The following is a 21,876-nucleotide window of genomic DNA, read 5'->3' as shown; positions in this document are numbered from 1 at the left end:
GAAATCGATCTTCGCTTTGCCGACCGCGTCATTGTTCGGGGAAGGGGGTGAGCCGAGTGTCTAAGCGGGATCATATCCTGGTCGGGCTCGATATCGGAACGACCAAGATTTGCGCAATTGTCGCCGAAGTGCCGGAGGAGGGCCCGCTGAACATCATCGGCGTCGGCTCCTGTCCTTCGCGCGGGCTTCGCAAAGGTGTCGTCGTCAATATCGAAAGCACCGTCGAATCGATCAAGAAAGCGGTTGAAGAGGCGGAACTCATGGCGGCCGTGCAGATCAATTCGGTCTATACGGGCATCGCGGGTAGCCACATTTCGGGAGAAAACCTCAAGGGCGTGGTGGCGCTGAAAAAACAGGAAGTGACCCGTGAGGATATCAGCCGCGCGGTGGAAAGCGCCAGGACGTTGGCCGTCATTCCCCATGAACGGCGCATTCTGCACGTCATCCCGCGCGAGTTCATGGTCGACGATCAGGAAGGGGTCCGCGATCCGTTGGGCATGTCGGGCAACCGGCTTGAAGTCAATGTGCATGTCATCACGGGTGCCGTGACCTCAGCGCAAAACATCATCAAGAGCGTGAATCGCGCGGGACTCGACGTCGTCGATATTATCCTGCAGCCGCTGGCCTCCAGCGAAGCGGTGTTGAGCGCGGAGGAGCGCGAGCTGGGCGTCGCCATGGTGGATCTGGGCGGCGGGACGACCGATCTCGCAATCTTCCTCGACGGCAGCATCCGGCATACGGCCGTCCTACCGATCGGCGGACAGAATCTGACGAAGGATCTGGCCATCGGGTTGCTGACGTCACAAACCGACGCCGAAAAAATCAAAGTGCAGCATGGCATCGCGCGTACCGAACTGGTGCACGGCCATCAGATGGTGGAAGTGCCCTCGGTCGGCGATCGGCCGCCGCGGCAATTTACGCGCCGCGACATCGCGGAAATTCTTGAGCCGCGCGTCGAAGAAATGTTCGATCTGGTGAAGCGCGAAATCGTGCGGGCCGGGTACGAAGGGATGCTGGGCGCGGGCGTTGTGATTACGGGCGGAACGTCGCTCTTGGAAGGCATGCCGGACGCGGCGGAACGCGGGTTGAATCTTCCGGCTCGTCGCGGTGTGCCGACAGGCATCGGCGGGCTGCGCGATATCGTCAGCAATCCGATGCACGCGACCGGCGTCGGGTTACTCCTTCATGCGCGTCAACATGCCGACAATCTGGAGGCTGCCGGCATGCGTCACGGCAAAGGGCTCGGGAAAGTGTTCGATCGCATGCGATCGTGGATGTTCGACTTTTTCTAACTTTCGCGGTCGGCGTCATGCCGGGTCCGCGCCATCGTCAAGGGAGGTGCCACAATGTTTTCATTTCAAGAGGAACCGCAGTCGCCCGTTCGCATCAAAGTGATCGGTGTCGGAGGGGCCGGGTGCAACGCCGTCAACACGATGATCACCGGCGGATTGTGCCGGGTCGACTTCGTGGCGGCAAATACGGACGTGCAGGCGCTCGACCGGTCGCAGGCCTCGTACAAAATTCAAATCGGCCCGGAGCGCACACGTGGTCTGGGTGCGGGCGCCAAGCCAGAGGTCGGACGCGATGCGGCCCTCGAAAGCAAAGATGAAATCCGTGAGAGCCTGGTCGGCGCGGACATGGTGTTTGTGACCGCCGGCATGGGCGGTGGCACCGGAACCGGCGCTGCTCCGATCGTGGCGAGCATCGCGCGGGAACTGGGAATCCTGACCGTTGCGGTCGTGACCAAACCGTTCCAGTACGAAGGGCATCGCCGGATGAGCCATGCCGAGGAAGGGATCCGGGATCTCGGCCGCCACGTCGATACGCTGCTCATCATCCCCAATCAACGATTGCTGGGCATCGTGGATAAGGCGACGCCGTTGCTGGATGCCTTCAAAGTGGCGGATGATGTGTTGCGGCAAGCGATTCAAGGCATCGCCGACGTCATCACCACGACCGGATTGGTCAACGTCGATTTCGCCGATGTGCGGACGATCATGGCGCACACGGGTCGCGCGGTGATGGGTATGGGGATCGGGCGCGGCGCGAACCGGGCTCAGGACGCGGCGCAACAGGCGATTTGCAGCCCGCTCTTGGAAGAGGGCAGCGTGGAGGGGGCTCGCGGGGTGTTGTTGAACATCACCGGTGGTCCGAACATGTCGCTGCACGAGGTTGAGCAAGCGGCGTCGATCGTGCAACATGCGGCGGATGCCGAAGCGAACATCATCGTCGGGCAGGTCATCAATCCCGAAATCGGTGACGACCTGATCGTGACCGTGATTGCCACGGGGTTCGAACGGGAGGAGCAACCGGCTGCTCGGCCGACCACCGCCGAACGCCCTGTCGCACGGACACCCAACGGACGCCCTGCGCAACAGGTGCTGACGGGCGTCCATGCCGCGGCTTCGGATCGACCCATCAAGGATATCGACCGACCGACCTTCCTTCGCCGTCTGGGTGAGACGCGGGAAGCGGTGGAGCGAATTGCCGTGGTCGGTGATGATGAGTGGGATGTCCCGACGTTCCTAAGGAAGCAGGCCGACTAGGCTGTCGCCAATCGACGAACTGGTGAGGGTGGAACGGACGATGGCGTCTGAGATGATCACGGTTCCCTCGTTCGCGACCGATGCGGATGGGGTTGAGCATTTTTTCGGGACCCGGTTGTCCGGCTTATCAGTAACACCGGGTCGCGCCTCTGCGCCCCAGGCCAAGCATCGGGATGGGGCGGCGCCCGTGATGGTGTCCGTCAAACAGGTGCATGGCACAGACGCGCTGGTGGTCGACAAGCCGGTCGAGCATGGAGCCACCTTCGAGGGCGGCTGGGACGCGGTCGTGACCGACCAGCCGGGGGTGATGGTGACCGTGCGGACGGCAGACTGCGTTCCCGTGCTGCTGCACGATCCTGGTCGACGAGTGGTCGCCGCAATCCATGCGGGGTGGCGTGGGGCGGTCGCCGGTATTGTGCCGAAGACGGTGGCGCTGCTTGTGGATCGCTTCGGGGCCACCGTCGAAGGATTGAGAATGGCGATCGGGCCCTCGGCCGGTCCCTGCTGTTACGAAGTCGATGAGCCCGTGTTATCGAAGCTGCGCGAGGTGCTTTCCGATTGGCACGCGGTGGTGAGGCCGGTTGCTGCGAACAAGGCCCACCTCGATCTGCGTGCGTTCGTGCGCCGGCAGGCGCTTGCCGATGGCCTGAGTGCGGACCGCATCGCCATGGTCAATGCCTGCACCATCTGCCAGCCCGATTTATTTTTCAGCTACCGCCGTGAAGGTGTGGTCAACGCCACGATGGTCAGCGGGATTGCGCTCCTGCCGGGCCGGTAAGTCCGTATCGAGTTGATGTGGAGCGCTGGCTGATTCGGCCCGCTGCCGGAGGCCTTCGGGACAGCAGGGGGGCAGTGGGTCATCCGCAAGGCGCAGTATGGAAGCAGGAGAGGATACGATTGCGGCCCGGGTGCATGTGGTGAGGGAGGAGATTCGTCGTGCCGCCCATCGTGCGGGGCGGGTTCCTGAGACTGTGCACCTCGTGGCTGCGTCCAAAACCATCCCGGTCGAACGGGTGAGGGAAGCGGTGGATGCCGGGGTTCGGCATCTCGGCGAAAACCGGCTCCAGGAAGCGCTTCCCAAAATCGACACCTTGGGGCGCGAGGGAGTGACCTGGCATTTTATCGGGACGTTGCAACGACGTAAGGCCAAGTCCGTTGTCGGCCGGTTCGACATCATTCATTCGGTCGATAGCCTCGCGCTGGCGGAGGAGATTGATCGTCAGGCCAAGGCGGCGGGGCTGAGGCAACGTGTCCTGCTGGAGGTCAATCTTGGAGGCGAACTCAGTAAGGGAGGATTTTCGCCGTCGGCCTTGGCGGCTGTCCTGCCGGCGTTGAATGACCTTGAGCATCTGGAGGTTCGAGGCCTGATGGCCATTCCTCCCCCCACACCGGCTGCGGAGGATGCCCGTCCCTACTTTCGGCAACTGCGAGAACTGGCTCAGGCATTGACAGGACTGGGGTGCCGGAACATTAATATGCAGGAGCTGTCTATGGGGATGTCGCATGACTACCCCGTAGCCGTGGAGGAAGGCGCGACGTACGTGCGGGTTGGTACGGCAATTTTTGGAGCGCGTGGTGAGTAGTGGACTGGTGAAGACGTCGATCGCCTTTCTCGGCGGCGGACAAATGGCTGAGGCCTTAATCGGTGGGTTGGTGGCGTCGCAGGCGGCCGCCCCCGATTCCATTTGCGCCACGGATCCGGTGGCCGCCCGCCGCGATCTCCTTACATCACGGTTCGGCATTCGGGTCGGCGAGGAGAACCGCGAGGCTGTTCGTCAGGCGGATCTCGTCGTGCTGGCGGTCAAGCCCCAGGCGATGCCAGCTGTGCTGAGCGAAATCGGGTCGGCGCTCGACGGAAAGTTGATCGTGTCCATCGCGGCAGGAGTGACGGTTGCCTGGATCCGCGAGCGGGTAACACAGCCGCGGGGGATTGTGCGTGCCATGCCGAATACACCGGCGTTGGTTCGCGAGGGTGTGACGGCATTGGCCTATCAGGCAGATCTTCCCGCGGACGATGTGGCGGCAGTGCGGAGAGTGTTTGAGGCCGTGGGGTCGGTCGTTGCGGTCGAAGAACGGCTCATGGACGCCGTCACCGGCTTGAGCGGGAGCGGGCCGGCCTATGTGTTTGTGGCCATTGAGGCCTTGGCCGACGGCGGGGTCAAGATGGGACTGCCCAGAGCGACCGCGCAATTGTTGGCGGCCCAGACGGTCCTTGGGGCTGCGCGGATGGTCCTGGAGCGGGGTGAGCATCCGGCTCGTTTAAAGGATCAGGTGGCCTCGCCGGGGGGCACGACTATCGCCGGGTTGCATCAGTTGGAGGTCGGAGGCATGCGGGGTTGTCTGATGGCGGCCGTCGAGGCGGCCACGAAACGTTCACAGGAGTTGGGACGCTGATGTTTGTGCTAGGCAATGTGTTGCAGGGCACGGCTACAATCCTGGATACAGTGTTGTGGCTCTACATGTGGGTCATTATCGCCCGTGCGTTGATTTCCTGGGTCAATCCGGATCCGTGGAATCCCATCGTCCAATTTTTGGAGCGGGCGACGGAACCGGTGCTTACGCCCATTCGTCGGATGATCGGATGGCGTATGGGCATGGATCTGTCACCGATGATCGCAATCCTGATCCTTGTCTTTTTGCAATATGCCGTGGTTCAATCCTTGAGGGATATCGCCGTCCGGATGCACTAACTGTCGGGTAAGAGGTGTCGCATGAAAATTACTCCCATCGACATTCAGCAGATGGTCTTCCAGGTGAAGTTCCGGGGATACGACCGGGACGAAGTGAACCGCTTCCTCGAGGAGTTGGCGCTCACGGTTGAGAATGCGAATCGGGAGAACAGTCTGCTTCGCGAGAAGCTCACGGCGACCGAGCAGCAAGTGACCGATCTGCGACGCACGGAGGCGACCCTCTCCAACACGTTGGTGTCGGCGCAGACTCTGGCCGAGGATGTGAAGCGTTCGGCGCAGCGCGAGGCTGATCTGATCGTCAAGGAAGCGGAACTGAAAGCCAGTGAGATCATCCGCCAGGCCAAGGTCAGCCTTACGGAGATGCAGCGGGGCGTCGCGGATCTTCAGAAACAACGTCTGATGATGGTGGAACGGTTTCGCTCCACCCTGCGTTCCTTTGAGCGGATGCTGGAGGTCGAGGATAGCGATGCCTATCAAGCAGATGCGGCCTCCGTCGAAGGCAAACTGGCCGGCGAATCAAGCCCTGCCCGGTGACACGTCTGCGCGGTTCGAATCCCCCTCCTTGCCACCTGAGCCTGCCTCGTCGGCGTGGCCTAGCCTCCTCGGGCACACCTTCTCGCTTCTCCTCTTGAACGGAGCCCTGTAGACATGGCCACAGCACATCCACTTCAGTCGGCGCTGCAAGCGGCGGTCGATGACGGCACGTTTCCCGGCGCGGTGTTGGCCGTCCGGTTGCGTGGAGCCATGGTGTTTGAAGGAGCTGCCGGCTTGCTTACGCAAAAGGAACCTAGTGTGCCGGTGTCGGGTGACACCTGTTATGACCTCGCCTCTCTCACCAAGGTGTTAGCGACGACCACGGCGCTGGTGCTGCTCGTGCAGCGTGGACTGCTGAAACTGGATGAGCGGATCGAAGGGATTCTGGCGGAACTTCGTGATCATCCCATTGGTGCGGCGACCGTGCGGCACCTGCTCACACACAGTTCTGGGCTGCCTGGGTGGCGGCCCTACTATGAACGAATAGCCTCACAAGACGCGGTGCACCCCGGGTTTCTCGGAAGTGCAGCCGCGCGGGCGGCGGTGTTGGACTATATCGCCGCGGAAGAGCTGATCTACGAACGGGGGACGCGCAGCCTCTATAGCGACCTGGGGTTTATGCTGTTGGGATGGGTCGTGGAGCGGGTCTCCGGCCGGCCGCTGGAGCGATTCTGCAGCGAGGAAATCTTTGTGCCGCTTGGTGCCTGCCCACTCGGGTATATACCGCACGGGCTCGCTCCAACCTCCACCGGACTCTGTGATGCCGTTCAGGCTATTGCTCCGACGGAGGAAGATTCGTGGCGGGGGCGTATCTTGCGTGGGGAAGTCCATGATGAGAATGCCTACGCACTCGGTGGGGTGGCCGGTCACGCCGGATTGTTCGGCACTGCGCGAGCGGTGCTGGCGGTTGCGCGGGCGTGGATGGATGGTCGCCGGAAGAAGCCGGGTTTGTTGTCGCCCGATGTGGTCAGTCTGTTCACGAGCAACAGGCAGGGAGTGCCGAACTCCAGTTGGGCGCTGGGTTGGGATACCCCATCGGTCCGATCCTCGTCAGGGACACGATTTTCCCCTGAGTCGTTTGGACATCTTGGGTTTAGCGGCACCTCTGTATGGATCGATCCGATGAAGGAACTGGAAGTGGTGCTACTCTCGAATCGCGTGCATCCAACGAGACGGAACGAGCAGATTCGCCTCTTCCGCCCGTTGATTCACGATCTGATCTGTCGCGAGCTGTTGAAAAGTTAGGCGGGAAGATCCGGATAGTCGGTCCAGGTTTCTTTCTCGGCGAGATAGCGGCTGCCCTTGAAATTCAAGCGTGTACGCAATCGAGTAAACCCGACATCGCGCAGTTTTTCGACAACGGCTTTGACGGCTGCCCCGGTGGTGGGGTGAGCCGAGCCTTCGACGGCGTAGGCCTCATAGGTGACTTTGCCCGTATAGCCCGCGGCCACCCGATTGACAAGGATGGCCCGGTTGAAGTACCGGTCGCTTGGGTCAATCCCCTCGACTTGGTGCCGTTCAATGAGTCCCTCTTTTTTGAAGAGGAGGGGAAGTCCGCTCATACACAACCTCCGTCGATCATCACCTGGGCCCGTTGTACGGGTTTCGATTATAGGGACCTCCCGTGTGGAGTGCAACCGTCGTTGACAAGGTTCTACGGGGTTTCTATGATGCGCGGCTCCGGTGGAATTCTCAGAACGCTACAAGGGCGAAGCTCGCACCATCCGTTCAATGAATATGAACGTCCCGAACAGCCTGACGATGTTGCGGATCTTGTTGATCCCGGTCTACGTCGGACTGTTGAACTATGAACAATTCGACTACGCCCTGGCTACGCTGTTCATCGCCGGCGTGACGGATGCCCTTGACGGCATCATTGCCCGCGTCGCCAATCAACGGACGAGGCTCGGAGAAGTTTTGGATCCTCTGGCGGATAAGCTCATGCTGACGACCGGGTTTATTACCCTGTCCGTGATGCACATGGTTCCCCTCTGGTTGACGATTCTGGTGGCCAGTCGCGATCTGATGCTGATGTTGGGTGCGGCCGTGGCCCATTTCACCCAGACGCAGGTCGACATCTCGCCGACGGTCCTGGGCAAGGTCACCACGTTGATCCAGCTGACGACCCTGATTGCGATCGTGTTCTTTGCCTCGCGGCGGCTCGATCTCGCCGTCCTCGATCCGCTCGTCTACCTGATGGGCGGGGTCACGCTCATGTCCGGCTTGCACTACCTTTCCCGCGGGTACTTCCGTATCACCTCCAGTCAAGCCTAGCCCGGACTTTTCATGAATGACGGCTCCGTCGTCCGATGCTCTCACTCGGCGGGGCAGTTCTCGTTCAGCCTCCTCGACGAACTGTCAGTAGGTCTGCGTCGGCCTCGCTTGCGAGAAGCTCCGGCGGGCTTCGGTCTCGAACACCTCGCGACGACATGCATGAAGAATCCGGGCTCGCGCGCGGTCGCCTTGCTGGGATGCGTGGTTCGCCCTGTCCTGCCGGTTCCTTTTCGTGCATTTGTTTGACAGTTTTTAGGTCGTCTTATAGACTTCGATCATAGTTTTCCGCTGCATACCTACGTGTCCTGCCTGGCGTTCAAAGGAGTGAAAACCGCGTTATGAGCACATTCACCTATGTCGGACGCACTCGCCAGGGCGCTGTGAAGAAGGGGGAACTCACCGCCAAAACGAGAGACGAGGCGGTGGACCAGCTTCGCAAGCAGCAGGTTGTGGTCACCAGCCTGGAAGAAAAGTCAGGCGGCGGAAAGTTTAAGCTGAACATCGGGAGCGGACTGACGGATAAGGACCTCGTCGTGTTCACCCGCCAATTCGGCACGATGATCAATGCCGGACTGCCTCTGATTCAATGTCTCGATATTCTGTCCACCCAGTCTGAAAATAAAGTCCTGCGCGAAACGGTCGGCGACGTGAAGAACAGCGTGGAAGCCGGCTCCACATTTTCTGACGCCTTGAAGCGCCATCCGAAGGTCTTCGACGATCTCTACGTGAACATGATCCATGCCGGCGAGGTCGGCGGTCTGCTCGATACGATTTTGACCCGGTTGGCCAAGCACATTGAAAAGGCCATGAAACTGAAGGGCCAGATCAAGTCGGCGATGGTCTATCCGACGGCGATCGTTGGTGTGGCGGTCGTCATCATCAGCGTGTTGATGGTCTGGGTCATTCCGGTGTTTGCGCAAATGTTCACTGAAATGTCCGGCGGCAAGGTCGGACTTCCGGGCCCGACGCAGATCGTCATCAACGTCAGCAATTTCTTCCAAAGCTTCTGGTATGCCATGTTTGGGGCGGTGGCTGGCGCCATCTTCGCGATCAAGCGCTACTATGCCACGGTGAACGGACGGGTGGTGATCGACCGGCTGCTCCTCAAGATGCCGATCGTCGGCGATTTGATCAGGAAAGCCTCCGTTGCGAAATTTACGCGCACCCTCGGCACCTTGATCACCAGCGGCGTGCCGTTATTGGAAGGGCTGAGCATTTGCGCCAAGACGTCGGGCAACAAGGTGATCGAAGAAGCGCTCATGAATGCGCGGGTGAGTATCAGCGGCGGAAAAACCATTTCCGAGCCACTGGCCAAGTGCAACGTATTTCCCAAAATGGTCACGCACATGATCGCCGTCGGAGAATCCACCGGCGCGCTCGATGCCATGCTCGGAAAGATCGCCGATTTCTATGAAGACGAAGTCGATCAGGCCGTCGAGACACTGACCTCGCTTTTGGAACCGATCATGATGGTGGTGTTGGGGACCATCATCGGGTTTATCGTCGTCGCCATGTACCTGCCGATCTTCACGATGGCGCAGGCCATCCAATAACGACGCTGCACACTCGCGTCCGATTTCCGGCGCGCGGCCCGATCTGACGAAAGGGCCGTGCGTCGCACATCCATCAGGGCAACGCGCCCGGCATGCTGTCTTCAACCTGCCCAGTCCCGTCCACCGACGCCGAATCGCCCGGCGCCCGGCAACTCGTGCTTGCGCACGCTGTTGACGCGCATCCCACGCCGGCTGGCGAGCGCGCCATGCCTGAGTTGAAGACGCGGCTCCACTGGCTGATGGGGCTGCGGGTGGTCCTGGTCACGTTGATGCTGGGATTATCCCTGGCGTTTCAGTCGACGCGTGGCGAGTCAGCGCCCACGTTTACCGCACTCATCGTCGTTACCTACACCATTACGATCCTCTACGCGTTGGTGCTACGGCGGCTCAGGACTGCCGCTGCGTATACGGCATTCATCTGGGTGCAGGTCGGAATCGATGTGCTCCTCGAAACCGTGCTGATCGCGCGGACCGGAGGTGTCGAGAGCCCATTTGCCGTGTTGTATGTCATCACGGTGACGGTGGCCAGCCTGGTTCCGCACCGGCGTGTCGGCATTGTCACGGGAGCCGGTTGTACCCTGCTGTTCGGGGCCATCACGGCTGTTCAATATTTCGGGCTCTTGAACGCCTCCATCTGGTTGCCCCCCAGTAAGCTGGAAGGACCCGAAGCGTTGCAGACCTTTGAAGTGTATGGGCTCGCCTTCCTGGTGGTTGGATTCTTGAGCAGTGTACTGGCCGACGAGCTTCGGCATGCCGATCAGTCTTTACGCGAGAAAGAGCAGGGGCTCAATCGTCTCCAGGTATTCCACGAAAATATCGTGCGCAGCATCAGCAGCGGCGTATTTACGACCGATCAGGAGGGCCGTATTACCTCGTTCAATCCCGCGGCGCATGAGGTGACCGGTTATGCGTTCGCGGATGTGCAGGGCCGTTTGTGGCAGGAAGTCTTCAATTGGCACCCAACGGACGGAGCGCAGACTACAGACATGACGTCGCTGTCGCCTCTGCGTTTTGAGGTGGATTGCTTTCATGCCAACGGCAGTTGTCTGGTGTTGGGTATGACCCTGTCGCCGCTCCAGGAGCAGGGGATGCAACGTGGTTTGGTGGGGGTGTTCAAGGACCTCACGCAAATTCGCTACCTGGAAGAGGAGATGCGTCGGCGCGAGTGGTTGGCGAACCTGGGAGAGATGTCCGCGGGTATGGCCCATGAAATACGTAATCCACTCGGAGCATTGGCCGGAGCCATGCAGATGTTGCGACAGGACGTAGGCTCCGATGAAACCAGCCAGCGGTTGATGGACATTGCCATTAGGGAGGCCAGGCGGCTCGACAACATCATCACGGAGTTTCTGCAATATGCGCGGCCGCCCGCGTTGCATATTGCCGAACAAGATTTGAACAAAGTCCTTGCCGATACGCTGGATCTGATCCAACATGAAGCGCAGTCTCGAACCGGGATCTCGATCGTCTCCCGCACGGCGCCCGCGGCACTGGTCGCGCAGGTCGATCAGGATCAGCTGAAACAGGTGTTCTGGAACCTCGCGGTGAATGCGTTTGACGCGATGTCCGGCGGAGGGACGCTGACGATTGCCACGGGGGTGCGGCGGGTGGAAGTCGGCGGGCGCCGCTCCGATGTCATCGAGATCAGCTTCCAGGACGGCGGAGAAGGCATTCCCAAGCAGAACTTCGACAAGATTTTTCTCCCGTTTTTCACGACAAAAAAAGAAGGCTCGGGGTTGGGGTTGGCCCAGGTGCACCGGATTGTGGATCTGCACGATGGGTGGATCAAGGTGGAGAGCGAAGTCGGGAGCGGCGCACGCTTTGTCGTGTGTCTTCCGCAGTCTGCGGAAACCGGGGCTCGGTTGCGGCATGAAGGAAGGGAACCGTGGAAAAGATTTTAGTCGTCGATGACGAACAGGGGTTGCGCGATGTGCTGAGCATCATGCTCAAGCGGGCCGGGTATGCCGTCACTGTGGCGTCGGACGGCGAAGAGGCGATCGCGCAAATTCAGAAGGAGATTTTTGATCTCGTCATCACCGACCTGAAGATGCCCAAAGCAGGCGGGCTGGATGTGCTGAAGGCCGTGAAGGCCTTGTCGCCGGACACCGTGGTGTTGGTGATCACGGCATTTGCGTCGGCGGAATCGGCGGTTGAAGCGATGAAGCACGGGGCCTACGACTACCTCACCAAGCCGTTCCAAGTGGACGAAGTGCAACTGATTATACGCAATGCGATCGAACGGCGTCGGCTGTCGACCGAGAATATGCTGCTGAAACGCGAATTGGCCAGTCAGTCGTCCTTTTCCCAGATCATCGGCCAGAGCGACGCGATGCAGAAGGTCTACGAGGTCATCAGAAAGGTGGCCGACTCCAAGAGCAACGTCCTGATCGGCGGGGAAAGCGGGACGGGCAAGGAACTGGTGGCGCGGGCCATTCATTTCAACAGTTCGCGGGCGGCCATGCCGTTCGTGACCGTCAATTGCAGTGCGGTACCGGAAACGTTGCTGGAGAGCGAACTCTTCGGCCATATGAAGGGCTCGTTCACGGGCGCAGTGTCGAATAAAGCCGGATTGTTTGAAGTAGCCAACGGCGGGACGATCTTTCTCGACGAGATCGGCGACACGACCCCTGCCATTCAGGTAAAGCTGCTCCGGGTGATTCAGGAACGTGAATTTCGTCGGGTCGGCGGCATGCAGGACGTGAAGGTCGATGTGCGCATCGTCGCGGCGACGAATCGAGATCTGGAGAAGGCGGTTGCCGAGGGCGCGTTTCGCGAAGATTTGTATTATCGGCTCGACGTGATTCCGATCAAGCTCCCGCCCTTGCGTATGCGCAGCGGTGACATTCCGTTGCTGAGCCAACATTTCCTAGAGAAATTTGCCAAGGAAAGTGGTAAACCAGTGCCGACGATGAGCCAGGAGGCCATGCGCGTACTGTTGGCGCATGAGTGGCGAGGAAACGTTCGAGAACTCGAGAACGTGATCGAGCGCGTGGTGGCCTTCACGACGGGATCGTCGGTGACGGATGCGGATATTCGCGGGTGGCTGCACAAGCCGGTGACCCATCACCAGACTGTGCCGACCGAATTGCCGGAAGACGGCCTGGATCTTGAGGGGCTGATCAACACGATTGAGAAGGACCTGCTGTTGAAAGCGCTCGAACGGAGTCAGTGGGTCAAAAAGCGCGCCGCGCGCCTCCTGCGATTGAATACCCGGTCGTTCCGGTACCGTCTCGAAAAATACGAAATCAAAGGAGGCCGGGATTAGCGCCGCCCCAGTGATCTGCGAGTGAACTCTACCAGTCTTCGTGTTGTCACCCCTGCCAAAGTGAATCTGATTCTCCGGGTCCTTGACCGGCGGCCTGATGGATTCCATGCCATTTGGTCGCTGATGCATACGGTCGGTCTCACCGATGAAATAACCCTTGCCATGCGGCCTGCCGCAGCGTCGCAGATCGCCTTGCGCTGTGATCATGCCGCGTTGGCGGTCGACCGCAGCAATCTCGTCTACCGTGCGGCGCAGCTTGTGCTTGAGCGGGTGGATCGACCGATCGACCTCTCCATTACGCTCACAAAGCGGATTCCTCTGGGGGCCGGATTGGGGGGCGGCAGCAGTGATGCGGCGGCGACCATCCTGGGCCTTGTCCGACTGTTGGGGTTGGGCTGGTCGGTTCAGCAGATGGCCGAGGTGGGACAGCAACTGGGGAGTGATGTGCCGTTCTTCTTCGTGGCGCCTGCCGCCTGCGTGACAGGAAGGGGTGAAGTGGTTCGTCCGGTACAGGTTACCGGGCAGCGGTGGATCGTGCTGGTTAACCCGGGATTTCCGGTCGAAACGAAATGGGCCTATCAACAACTCGCGGCCACTCGCCAAGGTGTGCGGCCACTTTCCGACTCGTTGCAGCAGTTGGAGAACCGCCCAACGTTGGATTGGGCAGAGATTATTCCCCTGGTGGAGAACGACTTTGAGGTGCCCGTCTTTGCTCAACATCCGGTGCTGGGCCAGATGAAGCGCCAACTCGTCAGTCTAGGGGCCGAGGTTGCCCTCCTGTCCGGAAGCGGCGCCACCATGTTCGGGGTGTTTCAAAACGAAACAGCGGCCAAGCAGGCTGCAATGGTGTGTGCTGCCGATCCGCAGAGAAAGGTGTATGTCGTCCCGGCTGGTCGCGCCCCCGAAGCGACTGCCTTGTCATAGGGCGTTTCGGGTTGAGCAATGGCCTGGCAGGAAGGAGCCTGCTGGCGGCCTGGCCGATCTTTCACTGGACACCGTTATTCCCTCCGTCCCACCCCGCTGCCGGATCCTCCACCGTGGTTCATTTGGTTGACAACTTCCGGGACATTTCGTTATTGTGCTGAGCTTCGGTAGGCGTCTGCTTGTTCAGGCAGTGCACGAGGTCAGGGAGATTGACTCAGAGTCCTGTCCGTGCCCACCGTGTTGTACGAACTCGACCAGCACCGTTAATCGCCACGTACCGCATCGAAGGGGTGGAATGAACAGGGAAATGAAGCTCTTTTCGGGCAACGCCAATCCTGCGCTTGCGCGCGCGATTGGAACGTATCTCGATCTGCCCATTAGCGCCGCGACGGTTTCGTCTTTCAGTGACGGGGAGATCCGGGTTCGCGTCGAGGAGAACGTGCGTGGGGCGGACGTGTTTCTGATTCAGTCCTGCTGTGCGCCCGTCAATGATTCGATCATGGAGATGCTCATCATGATCGATGCGTTGAAGCGTTCGTCGGCCAACCGGATTACCGCGGTGATTCCCTATTTCGGGTATGCCCGGCAGGACCGTAAAGATCAGCCGCGCGTGCCGATCTCAGCCAAATTGGTGGCAGACCTCATTACCACCGCCGGCGCGGACCGCGTGCTGACGATGGATCTGCATGCCAGCCAGATTCAAGGGTTCTTCGATATTCCCGTGGACAATCTGTACGCATTACCGGTGTTGCTGGAGTACATCACCAAACGCAAAATTCAGGATTTGGTCGTGGTGTCTCCCGATGCCGGTGGCGTGGAGCGCGCGCGGGCCTTTGCCAAACGGCTTCAGGCCAATCTCGCCATCATCGACAAGCGGCGCGAGGGACCGAACCAGGCCCAAGTCATGAATATTATCGGTGATGTGGAGGGCAAAAGTGCTCTGTTGCTCGACGATATGATCGACACAGCCGGCACCATCGTGCAGGGGGCGCAAGCCTGCCTCGACAAAGGCGCTCGTGAAGTCTGGGCCGGCTGCTCGCATGGTGTGCTGTCCGGGCCTGCTTTGGAACGGCTTCAGCAGTCCGGTCTGACGGAAGTGGTGGTGACTGATTCCATTCCGTTGCGCGGGAAAGAAGTGAAGTGCCCGAAGTTGAAATTGTTGTCTGTGGCGCCGCTGTTCGGCGAAGCCATCAGGCGTATCCATGAGGATGAATCAGTCAGTTCGTTATTCGTGTAGGCCGTCCGCGTCGAGCGACAGGTCGAGGAGGAGCATCATGAAATTCGAGTTAACCGTTGAGAGCAGGGATGGCGGAGGCAAGGGCCCCGCACGTCAACTTCGTCGTGCCGGTCGGGTCCCGGCGGTCTTGTATGGGCAGGGAGAATGTCTGCTGCTGTCCGTCAAGCCGGATGAGTTAGTGAAAATTTTGCGATCTCAGGCAGGGACCACGGCGCTCATTTCTCTCACGATCAACGGGGCGAAAAACAAAGCGAAGCGGACGGCATTGCTGCGAGACTTCCAAGTTGATCCGATTGCCGGTAGCGTGTTGCACGCGGATTTCTTTGAAGTCGCGATGGATAAGCCGATTCGCGTCAAGGTCCCCATCCATCTAACCGGCGGTCAGCCGATCGGCCTGAAAGAAGGCGGCGTGCTGCATCAGGCCTTGCGCGAATTGCATGTTGAATGTCTTCCGTCTGTGTTGCCGGATTTCATCGCGATCGATGCTTCGCAATTGCAGATCAATGAAGGTATCCACCTGAAGGATATTCCGAAAACAGACGGTTTGCGCTTCCTGGATGATCCCGACCACATGGTCGTGAGCGTGGCGGCGCCGATGACCGATGCCAAGTTGGAATCCTTGCTTGCCAGCGGTGCAGCCGGAGCGGAGGGCGCGAAGGAACCAGAAGTGGCGGCCAAGGGGAAAGCTGCGGCTGAAGGCGCGGCTGGCGCGGAAGCCGGTAAGGCGGGTGACGCCAAGGCCGGAGCGGCTGCACCCAAGGCAGGGGCAGCCCCAGCCAAGAAGGAACCCGAGAAGAAGAAGTAATTGCGTTGCGCCTGCTCGTTGGATTGGGCAATCCCGGAGCTGAGTATGCCGAGACCCGGCACAACATCGGCTGCTGGGTGATCGAACGGGCGGCGGTGCGCTGGTCGATACGTCTCACCAGGAAGGGCGCGGCCCAGCGAGGCTCGGGTCGCGCCGGCTCCAAACTCGTCGAGCTGGCCGAAACACTCGACTGGATGAATCTCAGCGGTCCTCCCCTGAAAGGTCTCCTTCGCGAGCTCGGTCTTACCCCTGATGCCCTCGTTGTCGTGCACGACGATCTGGATCTGGAACCAGGCCGTTTGCGCATCAGGCGGGACGGCGGAAGCGGTGGTCACAATGGTATCAAGTCTGTGATCGAAGCGCTGGGGACGCCGCAGTTCGTCCGTCTGAAGATCGGCGTGGGCCGACCGGCGCCGAGGCAAGATACCGCGGACTATGTGCTGGAGCCGCTCTCCCTGGAAGAACGCGCCTCGTATGAGCCCTGCCTGGAACGGGCGGTCGATGCCCTCGAACTGCTGCTCAACCGCGATATCGCAACTGCCATGAATCAGTTCAATGTGCGGGAAAAGGCAGAGGGCGCATAAACATGCCGGACTGGTCGTTGCGGCCGACACGCCAATGTGGCAATGCTGCGCCAGTGCTTCTCTCGATCTTCTCTTGACCGCCCGTGCAGTCGGTCCGTGACGGCTCCATTCACAGGGCGGCACGCGCCGGATCCGTACGACTCCACAGTCGGCTGCGAGCAAAGAGTGACTTGCTCAGTCGGCAGGAGAGCGGGAAGGTAGCATCAGACGGCACTCGGCCTATGGTACAGTAAGGGATCAGCATCCGGTGCAGGAGCGCCCATGACGACCTCATCTCTACCCCCGCTGGTACCCTCGACGTTTGACCTTTCACCCGCCCGCGGATTTCTTCCCGCGACTGACCCCGTAGACCAGTTGCCGGAAGAGCCGATTCTGAACCAGATCGGTACGGAACTGCCCAAACTTCTCAGCGCGCGACAGGTACGTCGGTTCATCCAGGATCGCGATGAAGTCATGGGCGCGGTGGCGGACGAATGGGGTCTGGATGTCTTTCGGTCGGTGATGCGGGCCCTGTCGTTTGTCAGTCATGCCTATGTGTGGGAAGACCCCGACCATCCTGCGGATCGGTTGCCGGCGAGTCTCGCTCGTCCCTGGTTCGGGGTGGCCCAACAGCTCGGTCGTCCGCCCGTGCTGTCCTATGCTTCCTACGCACTGCACAATTGGCGGCGGCTTGACCCCCAGAAGCCCATTGAGCTCGGCAATATCGTGTTGTTGCAGAACTTCCTCGGCGGACTCGATGAGGAGTGGTTTGTGCTGATTCACATCGATATTGAGGCGAAGGCGGGGCCTGGATTGCAGGGGCTGCTGCAGGCGCATCACGCGGCGTTGGACGATCGCGTGGATGCCGTGTTGGCGGGATTGGAAATGCTTGCGACGGCACAGGAAGCCATGCGCGAGACCTTGCTGCGTATGCCCGAACGATGTGATCCCTACATTTATTACAGTCGTGTGCGTCCGTACATTCACGGCTGGAAGAACAGTCAGGCGCTGCCGAATGGGCTCATCTATGCAGGAGTGGCTGAGTATGCCGGGCAGCCGCAACAGTTCCGCGGTGAGACGGGGTCGCAAAGCTCGATTGTGCCAGCCCTGGATGCGGGGCTTGGCGTGCCCCATGCCGAGGATCCACTGACGCAGTATCTGGTCGAAATGCGCGAGTACATGCCTCCGCGCCACCGGGCATTTTTGGCGGCACTGGAAGCGCGCACGGACGCGCGAGGACGGCCATTGTTGTTCGGGTATGCCCGCGACAGAAAATCGACGCACCCCGAACTCTGGCGGGCGTATAGCGGCTGCGTGGATTTGTTGGCCCAGTTCCGTCAGATTCATCTGGACTACGCTGAGCGGTATATCTTCCGCCAACAACAGTCGCATGCCAGCAATCCTACTTCGGTCGGGACCGGGGGCACGCCGTTCATGCCCTATTTGAACAAACACCTGGACGACACGAAACGCGTCATTCAGGACTAACGCGTTGGATGTGCGGCGTGGTGCTTCCTCCGGGGCTGGAATAATGGCGTCGGAGTTCGTACACTGCGTGTTGGATCACGTGACCTCAGGTATGCGCAAACCCGGCGAACCGATTTATCTACGAATTCACCTCATCGCGCTGGCATTGGTCCTCCTTGCCACGGTGGCCGTACCTCGCGTGGCGGAGTTCTTCGTTGGACCGCTGGGGTTTGGGACCCACGCATTGGTAGGCCTGGGCATCGCCGTGATCGGTGGGCTTGCGCTCTATCGGTTGTACAATTCCTCTGCACGGAACGAGCCCTAGCGCGTTTCCCAACCGGGTTGGCCGCGGTGCTCCACGCTGCGGACCGCAGGGCTTCGCACGCATTCCATCGAGTCTCCGTTACGCCTCATCGTTTCCCGCACGCATTCGACATCGCTCAGGGGAGCAGGGCAAAGTTGTCCAGTCTGTTGCGTTGGCTGCCTGGTATGATCAGAGAACGCCTCGCCCATGGAAGGAATGCCATGGCGCTGATGACTTGTGTCTCCCGCGGGCTGAGCATCGGGTTGGTCTGGGCCACCCTTTTCCTTCTTGCTTCCCCTTTTGCCCACGCTGAATGGTATGCGGCAGCTCAGTTTGGGGCGAACTTCGCGGACCCGATCCGGAATGTCCGAGGGAGCGGTTCCCTTGCTGGATTGGAAGCTCCCAATTTCAATCTCAAAACCAGTCCCGCGTTCGGCGGTAAATTGGGGGTATTCCCGAATCATGGGATTCTGGGAATCGAAGTAGATGTTTCTCACAGCACGCCGCACATTAAGAATCTTGATGACGTGCCGGGCATCCATCTTTCGGTCACGAACATCGGTGCGAATGTGGTGCTGCGATATCCGGGCTTAACCTGGCAGCCGTACATTGGTGGAGGTCCGGCGATCCTCGTGGCGCATCTTGGTCGGTCTGCGACCACCGAGAGCGACTCACAAGTATCCTTCGGTGCCAATGTGCTCGTCGGTGTGCGGGCGTTCATCACGCCGAAAATCGCACTATTTACTGAATATAAGTATACCGATACGACAGTCCGCTTTGGCGGAGCCTTTGGTCCTGTGGGGGGATTCGACGGGACGTACCGAGCCAATCAAGTCTTCATGGGCCTGTCCTATCACTTTTGAAAGGATCTGTCTCTATGCGATGCTGCCCCAGGCTTGTTGCTGCATCCATGATCGTATTTCTCACATCCTGTGCCCAGTCCTCCCATCAAAGTGAGCGGGTAGAAGGATGGAGTCGTCCCATGACGGGAGCCTTTGCCGATGAATCTTGGATCTGGTCTGGGGCGCGACCGTGGTGGAATCCATTCGGGTATTATGGTCCGGGATATGGATGGTCGGGCGGGACGCCCAGCGGTGCCGGTCCTTCAGCGAGTGCGCCGGCTTCTCGTCCGTCCCTGCCCGCGAATACCCCGCCGCAGTTTCAGAAAAGGTATTGATTCGGAGAGGAGATCGACGAGATGCATCGACGAATTGTACAGCGGCATCTAGCCGCACCTATGAGCCTCTGCGGATCTGCCGTGGTGCTCTGTGCTGTAGTATTGATGTCGGCCTGTGCCCAGTCCGTGCATCAATCGCAACGGCTCGCTCAGCAAGACTTCATGCTCGATCCTGGATACGCGGGCGCCCAAAATTATGCCTATTGGCCTGGTCCCGGCTATGGGTATGGGATTGGGTATGGCGCGGGCTATTGGGGCCATCCATTCGGTTACTACGGTATTCCCTACGGAGCATATGGGCCAGCGGGGTTTGGGTGGTATGGCGGATACGGAGGATTTGGTGCAGCGCGTCCGCCGTCAGGTGCGCCGGGCCCTCGTCCCACGCCTCCGAGCCATGCTCCTCCGCAATTCAAGAAAAAATACTGAGGGGGTTGCCGCGATCATCCAACGATCGTGAACCACCGAAAGTACCCACTGCATCACTCGTCGTCACGCCGATTGAATCCGTTCTGTATCCATTCCAATACGGCCTTGTATCCAAAGTGATAAGGCACCGTCTTCCGCTTCACGTAGACGTGCGTATGCTCCGCGTCTCATCCGGAGTCATGTGCGTTCACCCAAGATGAATGTGGGAGTATCACGCCAATCAGGCTATTGGTGACGACGTGCAAGCCGCAGCTCCAGGACTTTGATGAGCAGTACGCGTTATTCGCGTGATGTCTGCGTATGTGATTTTTCGTGAGCCCTGATGGGAAATGGCTTGGCAAGTATTGTGCAATCTAGTATCTCGTGCCCGGCCTAGTTCGGACGCAGCGGGCATCCCTTACGTACTGCTTTCGTGCGAGTTGCTGCTCTCCGGGCCTTGATTGCGTTGAACACATTGATACTAGGTGGCTCTGCTTCCAGGAGGAGGACTCTCGATGCGTGTACCGTCCACTGTCACCACATGGATGATCGGTGTACTTGTCTTATGTGGCATGGCCTCGCCGCGCGCCGCGCTCTCACAGGTCGTGACTCCCTTTCAGATAATCGGACACATCCAACGTTTCACGCTCGATAGCCCTGCGGATCCGCTGTCCGGCGCGAAGCTGACCGTCAATGGCGTGGATGTGGTGTTGCCAAAAAATCTCGTGATCCAATTGCCGGCGGCCTATTTTACCGCACAGCAGCTGTTCGACAACGCGCAGGGCGTCTCTAAAAAGTATGGAGAATCCGGGCTCGCGCTGAGCGATAAGTTTCCTCCTCTGGCGGCATTTGAGGTCGATGTGAGCGGGAATATCGTGAATGGTCTCTATATCGCCGGATTGGTCAGTATCTCGCAACAATCGCTGAATAGCGGCGCCGGCTTCATTCATCACATCGATACCGCAACCGGCATGATGTGTGTGGGCGGAAGCGCGACAGCCGTGGCGTGTGGCGGCGGTGATGCGCGTATCCGCCTGAATGATCCTGCATTGGATGCCTCGGACCCCTTTTCGGGGGATGGTCGTTACGGCAAGCCGAATTCGCCGCCGCCACCCATCGGTATGGATGATCCGAACTCTCGCTACCCTGATCCGCGCTTTACTGTCGATCAAGGCAATCCCACGGTGCACGCTCTGACCGGGTTCCCCATGTGTGTGCCGCGGGCGGCCAACGACGCGCACTGTCCCAATCAAAATCGACCCGCGGAGCTCACCTTCGTCATGGACTCCGTGGATCTCGTGCCGCCGATTAAATTTGGAAATAACGCAATTAAGGCTTGTCCGTTGTGTGATGCGAATAAGCAGGCGCCCGTGAGAGTCGGCGATTACATCACCTTTTCGGGTACGAGAGCGCGTGACGCGCAGGGAGACTTTTTGTCCGTGCATACTCTGGTGGCCAATGTGGGCATCTATACCAAACCCGGTGGACGTGCCTATGTGAGTCTGGAGGAGTCACTGCTTGGAACAAGGGGGCCAGTGGTGGATTGCGGCGCTGCTGCCGAATGCCAGGACCGTTTGAAGGTTGAAGGATTCACGACGGATCCAAGCCGGCGTGTCAGTGTCTACGCTGTGGATGTGGCGCCCGGAGGCATGCCCAAGGTCCGCTTGCTCCACAGCACGGAAAAGGACCAGGCGGTGTTTGGTCGGTTTCGATATGTGCCTCCCTTAACAGCCGCCACACTCTTTGATCTCAACGGGAATCTGAGAGGTGCCACGCGTGAGCTGATGGTGCGCATCGACGATCCTGTGCCACTGCCGGACGGTAGCGATGTGCCGAGCGCACCCAAGGCTGCACATGGTCTGACGGCCGGTGCCTATGTGGCGCCGGTCGGAGAGTATATTTTCCCGGAACCAACCGGCGTGCAAGGCGGGGCTCAGCCTGCGCTGAATTTTCAATGTTTAGCGTTTCTTGCGAACGGATGGGCACTTCCCGATAGCGGGTTGCCCAATATCCCTCGCCTGACACCTTGGCCGGGAGGCTCAACGCCGACGTTTTCCTGCACTCAATAGTGCGTCACCGTCATCAGTGAGGCCAGTGGAGATTTAGACCATGCGAGATGATGAATTCGTTCT

The 21,876-nt window shown here is 59.7% G+C and carries 22 protein-coding genes; 21 read left to right on the top strand and 1 reads right to left on the bottom strand.

Features of this window, described 5'->3' with window-relative positions; genetic code table 11:
- Nucleotides 1–47: 47 nt before the first annotated feature.
- From ftsA to JNL86_10675, 8 genes are all read left to right on the top strand, one after another.
- On the top strand, nt 48–1,292 hold the full coding sequence (gene ftsA, locus JNL86_10710) for a cell division protein FtsA (GenBank protein MBL8043375.1): 1,245 nt from the start codon (nt 48–50) through the stop codon (nt 1,290–1,292).
- Between the two features lie 54 nt (nt 1,293–1,346).
- Nucleotides 1,347–2,546, top strand: a complete 1,200-nt coding sequence (ftsZ, locus tag JNL86_10705) for a cell division protein FtsZ (GenBank protein MBL8043374.1) — start codon at nt 1,347–1,349, stop codon at nt 2,544–2,546.
- 40 nt (nt 2,547–2,586) lie between these two features.
- Entirely contained in the window at nt 2,587–3,324 is a 738-nt protein-coding gene (gene pgeF / locus JNL86_10700) for a peptidoglycan editing factor PgeF (GenBank protein MBL8043373.1), read from the top strand.
- Nucleotides 3,325–3,421: 97 nt separating this feature from the next.
- Nucleotides 3,422–4,129, top strand: a complete 708-nt coding sequence (locus JNL86_10695) for a YggS family pyridoxal phosphate-dependent enzyme (GenBank protein ID MBL8043372.1) — start codon at nt 3,422–3,424, stop codon at nt 4,127–4,129.
- A 4-nt stretch (nt 4,130–4,133) separates the two neighbouring features.
- Entirely contained in the window at nt 4,134–4,940 is an 807-nt protein-coding gene (proC, locus tag JNL86_10690) for a pyrroline-5-carboxylate reductase (GenBank protein ID MBL8043371.1), read from the top strand.
- Nucleotides 4,940–5,236 (top strand): YggT family protein, encoded by a 297-nt coding sequence (locus JNL86_10685; GenBank protein MBL8043370.1) that lies wholly within the window; start codon nt 4,940–4,942, stop codon nt 5,234–5,236. Before proC ends, JNL86_10685 begins: the two co-directional genes overlap by 1 nt.
- A gap of 21 nt (nt 5,237–5,257) precedes the next feature.
- Nucleotides 5,258–5,770 carry a DivIVA domain-containing protein gene (locus JNL86_10680; GenBank protein MBL8043369.1) on the top strand — a complete coding sequence of 171 codons (513 nt, stop codon included), beginning with the start codon at nt 5,258–5,260 and terminating at the stop codon, nt 5,768–5,770.
- A 114-nt stretch (nt 5,771–5,884) separates the two neighbouring features.
- A complete protein-coding gene (locus JNL86_10675; protein MBL8043368.1) occupies nt 5,885–7,015 on the top strand; it encodes a serine hydrolase in 1,131 nt (376 codons plus the stop codon).
- Here JNL86_10675 and JNL86_10670 read toward each other — a convergent pair.
- Nucleotides 7,012–7,332 (bottom strand): hypothetical protein, encoded by a 321-nt coding sequence (locus JNL86_10670; protein MBL8043367.1) that lies wholly within the window; start codon nt 7,330–7,332, stop codon nt 7,012–7,014. The genes JNL86_10675 and JNL86_10670 overlap by 4 nt on opposite strands.
- A gap of 121 nt (nt 7,333–7,453) precedes the next feature.
- Between JNL86_10670 and JNL86_10665 the strand changes: the two genes are divergently transcribed.
- The 13 genes from JNL86_10665 to JNL86_10605 all read left to right on the top strand — a co-directional run bounded on the left by JNL86_10665 (nt 7,454) and on the right by JNL86_10605 (nt 21,813).
- On the top strand, nt 7,454–8,044 hold the full coding sequence (locus JNL86_10665; protein ID MBL8043366.1) for a CDP-alcohol phosphatidyltransferase family protein: 591 nt from the start codon (nt 7,454–7,456) through the stop codon (nt 8,042–8,044).
- A 338-nt stretch (nt 8,045–8,382) separates the two neighbouring features.
- Nucleotides 8,383–9,597: a type II secretion system F family protein gene (locus JNL86_10660; protein MBL8043365.1), complete on the top strand. Its 1,215-nt coding sequence runs from the start codon at nt 8,383–8,385 to the stop codon at nt 9,595–9,597.
- A gap of 92 nt (nt 9,598–9,689) precedes the next feature.
- Nucleotides 9,690–11,498, top strand: coding sequence for a PAS domain S-box protein (locus JNL86_10655; GenBank protein MBL8043364.1), 1,809 nt, complete (start codon nt 9,690–9,692; stop codon nt 11,496–11,498).
- The gene (locus JNL86_10650; GenBank protein MBL8043363.1) at nt 11,483–12,862 is read left to right on the top strand and encodes a sigma-54-dependent Fis family transcriptional regulator; all 1,380 of its coding nucleotides are present in this window, start codon (nt 11,483–11,485) and stop codon (nt 12,860–12,862) included. Before JNL86_10655 ends, JNL86_10650 begins: the two co-directional genes overlap by 16 nt.
- Nucleotides 12,863–12,883: 21 nt before the next feature.
- Nucleotides 12,884–13,786, top strand: coding sequence for a 4-(cytidine 5'-diphospho)-2-C-methyl-D-erythritol kinase (gene ispE, locus JNL86_10645; protein MBL8043362.1), 903 nt, complete (start codon nt 12,884–12,886; stop codon nt 13,784–13,786).
- A 295-nt stretch (nt 13,787–14,081) separates the two neighbouring features.
- Nucleotides 14,082–15,023 (top strand): ribose-phosphate pyrophosphokinase, encoded by a 942-nt coding sequence (locus JNL86_10640; protein ID MBL8043361.1) that lies wholly within the window; start codon nt 14,082–14,084, stop codon nt 15,021–15,023.
- Nucleotides 15,024–15,060: 37 nt separating this feature from the next.
- Nucleotides 15,061–15,828: a 50S ribosomal protein L25 gene (locus tag JNL86_10635; protein MBL8043360.1), complete on the top strand. Its 768-nt coding sequence runs from the start codon at nt 15,061–15,063 to the stop codon at nt 15,826–15,828.
- A gap of 5 nt (nt 15,829–15,833) precedes the next feature.
- Nucleotides 15,834–16,412, top strand: a complete 579-nt coding sequence (locus JNL86_10630; GenBank protein ID MBL8043359.1) for an aminoacyl-tRNA hydrolase — start codon at nt 15,834–15,836, stop codon at nt 16,410–16,412.
- A 261-nt stretch (nt 16,413–16,673) separates the two neighbouring features.
- On the top strand, nt 16,674–17,879 hold the full coding sequence (locus JNL86_10625) for a hypothetical protein (protein MBL8043358.1): 1,206 nt from the start codon (nt 16,674–16,676) through the stop codon (nt 17,877–17,879).
- A gap of 91 nt (nt 17,880–17,970) precedes the next feature.
- Complete coding sequence (locus tag JNL86_10620) at nt 17,971–18,183, top strand: hypothetical protein (GenBank protein ID MBL8043357.1); 213 nt, start codon at nt 17,971–17,973, stop codon at nt 18,181–18,183.
- Nucleotides 18,184–18,383: 200 nt separating this feature from the next.
- Nucleotides 18,384–19,025, top strand: coding sequence for a porin family protein (locus tag JNL86_10615; GenBank protein ID MBL8043356.1), 642 nt, complete (start codon nt 18,384–18,386; stop codon nt 19,023–19,025).
- A gap of 335 nt (nt 19,026–19,360) precedes the next feature.
- Nucleotides 19,361–19,765, top strand: coding sequence for a hypothetical protein (locus JNL86_10610; protein ID MBL8043355.1), 405 nt, complete (start codon nt 19,361–19,363; stop codon nt 19,763–19,765).
- 494 nt (nt 19,766–20,259) lie between these two features.
- Nucleotides 20,260–21,813, top strand: a complete 1,554-nt coding sequence (locus JNL86_10605; GenBank protein ID MBL8043354.1) for a hypothetical protein — start codon at nt 20,260–20,262, stop codon at nt 21,811–21,813.
- The last annotated feature ends 63 nt before the right edge of the window (nt 21,814–21,876 follow it).

Source organism: Nitrospira sp. (genome assembly GCA_016788885.1).
In the GTDB taxonomy this organism is placed as follows: domain Bacteria; phylum Nitrospirota; class Nitrospiria; order Nitrospirales; family Nitrospiraceae; genus Nitrospira_A.
The sequence above is the reverse complement of the archived record's forward strand: the minus strand, read 5'-3'. Positions and strand labels throughout refer to the sequence as shown.